Annotated in this window: 3 protein-coding genes and 1 pseudogene; 2 read left to right on the top strand and 2 right to left on the bottom strand. The window is 67.7% G+C overall.

The features are described from left to right. Together VF794_RS37820 and VF794_RS37815 are read right to left on the bottom strand one after the other, a co-directional pair. Positions 1-496: hypothetical protein (locus tag VF794_RS37820; protein ID WP_331118235.1), on the bottom strand; the 496-nt coding region annotated here is incomplete at its 3' end. A 155-nt stretch (positions 497-651) separates the two neighbouring features. Next, the gene (locus VF794_RS37815; RefSeq protein WP_331118233.1) at positions 652-1,542 is read right to left on the bottom strand and encodes a hypothetical protein; all 891 of its coding nucleotides are present in this window, start codon (positions 1,540-1,542) and stop codon (positions 652-654) included. A gap of 171 nt (positions 1,543-1,713) precedes the next feature. Here VF794_RS37815 and VF794_RS37810 point away from each other — a divergent pair, with 171 nt between their 5' ends. Beyond that, the gene (locus VF794_RS37810; protein WP_331118231.1) at positions 1,714-2,157 is read left to right on the top strand and encodes a hypothetical protein; all 444 of its coding nucleotides are present in this window, start codon (positions 1,714-1,716) and stop codon (positions 2,155-2,157) included. A gap of 92 nt (positions 2,158-2,249) precedes the next feature. Continuing rightward, positions 2,250-2,456 (top strand): annotated as a pseudogene (locus tag VF794_RS37805) (hypothetical protein); the annotation flags it as partial.

Raw genomic sequence — 2,456 nt, 5'->3', positions numbered from 1 at the left:
TGCGCTGGTACTCCTGGATGGCCACCGGCCGCAGCACGCGCTCGAGCATGAAGCGCGTGTGGATGCCGCTGAGCATGCCCAGCAGCACCACGATGACGATGGACCAGGGAATCACCCAGAGGTTCTTGCCGGGGTAGAAGAGCGTGGGGACGGCGGCGTAGATCGCCGTGCCCACCACGGTCAGCGCGATGAGGCCGGCCTCGAACCGCTGCGGCATCTCGAGGATGCGCACCAGGCGCGCGCCTCGCGGCTCTCCCGGGCGCTCCGCCATGGCCTGGAACACCATGCGCCGCATGAGCAGGTACGGACCCACTCCGCCAATGAGCAACAGCGCCGGGCCGATGAGGAACAGCGTCCCGAGCAGTTCCTGACTCGTGAAGCCGGTGATCACCATGATCAGGTACACCACCGGCGGCGTGTGGGCCGTCGCGGTCTTCTGGGATACCTGATTGAGTTGGCGGAAGATCTGCTGCGGTGTCATGTCCGAGGGTTGCATCAGCCAGTTCCCCCTAAAGTTGTCTGGCCGGTTCCCCGGCGCGCTATCTCGCTGTGTAGCAGGGACTTCCCACCGGGCGGAAGCACGCAGGAAGAGGGCGTTGTCGTCAGTGCTGGAACCGTCACGAATGAGTCAAGGCGCGCTGACACGGAACGTCAGGCCTCGTCCTTCGAAGCGGGTGGAGGCGCGATGGGCGCAGGGTACCAGAAGTCCTGACCCAGGCGCATGCCGAGCCCGAGGGTGGGGCCCTGCAGCCAGGCCTCTCGATAAGGCAGGGAGCCCTCCGCCCGGCCCGTCTTGTCCGGCCGCCAGGTGGGCCGCAGACACGCGTAGTCGTGGAGGATGCGGCGGAACTCGGTCTCGTCCAGGGTATAGCCCGGGCGGACGGTCCAGTAGCACTGTACCTGTCCAGCCAGCAGCGGCGGCAGGTGCACGGGGCTGACCTCCGGCTTGGCGAAGCCCAGGTAGAGCGAGATGAGGGGCACGTCCTCGCCATAGATGGCGCGGATGAGCTCGTCGCGGGTGCGGGCCCCCGAGCGGTGGGCGGCAGCCAGGAGCACGTCCCACACGGACTCGTAGCTGGGATTGGCCCACCACCAGAGGGTGTGCGGGCTGTCGCGCGGCGTCTTCTCCACCAGCGTCGCCGCCACCTCCTCGAGCTCCGGGATGGCCTGCCACCCCGCCAGACGCACCCGCCAGCCCTGCCGGACATAGGCCTCGAGGGCCTCCTCGCCGGTGAGGAACTTCTTCACCCAACCCAGCAGGTGCTGCCGGTAGTTGCCCACCTCATTCCACTGGTTGGGGGTGATGGCGCCCGTGAAGAGATTCCGCACGCCGAGGCGGAACATCATCCCGAACTGGGAGATGAGTTGATCGAACGACCAGCGCACGTACTCATGGCCATTCGGATCGATGCCCGACAAGACGGCGGCGCGACGGGTTCCACCCGGAGCGAACACCATGGACGTCGGGGCAACCGCGGCGATCTGCTCGACAGGAGCGGCGAGGAACTCGGCTTCGGTGAGGGGAAGGGCTTTGTTCGACAAAGGGGCTCTCTTCGAGTCGAGATCGGCTTGGGGGATCATCCTCGGTGGAGAGGCAAAGGACAACTTCACAATGGGTGCGGGTCGGGCCGGAAGGCTTGCGAACAGCCTGACGAATCCGACACTGTGGGAAGAAAACCGTACCGCGGCACATCCGCCGAGAGAGGTCGCCCAGTGAAGATCTACGTCGCGTCGTCCTGGCGGAACGAGCTCCAGCCGAAGGTGGTGGCCATGCTCCGGGCCGCGGGCCACGCGGTCCATGACTACAAGGAGTCGGCCGCGGGGAGCGGAGGAGCGCCCGCGCCGGAGATGGACGATTTCACCCGGATGCGCTTCGAGCCGGCGCAGTTTCGAGCGTTGCTGAACCAGCACCCGCTGGCCCGCACGCTGTTCGACAAGGACATGGACGCGCTCCGGGCCAGTGACGCGTGTGTGCTCGTGCAGCCCTGTGGAAAGAGCGCCCACCTGGAGCTGGGCTGGGCGGTCGGCGCCGGCAAGCACACCGTGGTGCTCCTCCAGGGCGAGTGCGAGCCGGACCTCATGTACAAGATGGTGGACCGGCTCTGTGTCTCGGTCGACGAGGTGCTCCAGGCCCTCGAGGAGCTGGGCCGCCGGTAGCCCCTCGTGGGGAGGCGTCCAGGCGGGCGCTCCAGATCGCTTGCCCTCCTCGGGAAGCAGGGCCGTGGGGAACGGTTAGTCTGGCTCCGCGCATGCCCTTCGCACGCTCCCGCCTCCCGTTCCTGCTCGCCCTCCTGCTGCCCCTCGGGGCGAGCGCTTTTTCCGTCCCGGCCCATGAGGCCCTGACCCGGGCGTCCCTCGACGCCACGCTGGAAGCGGGAGGCCACCCCGCGCTCGCCGCGCACCGTGAAGCCGTGGTGCAGGGGAGCCGGGCCGAGGATCTGAACCTCCACGTGAAG

Source organism: Archangium sp. (genome assembly GCF_036389735.1).
In the GTDB taxonomy this organism is placed as follows: Bacteria; Myxococcota; Myxococcia; order Myxococcales; family Myxococcaceae; genus Archangium.
This window is presented reverse-complemented; position numbering and strand designations above follow the sequence as displayed.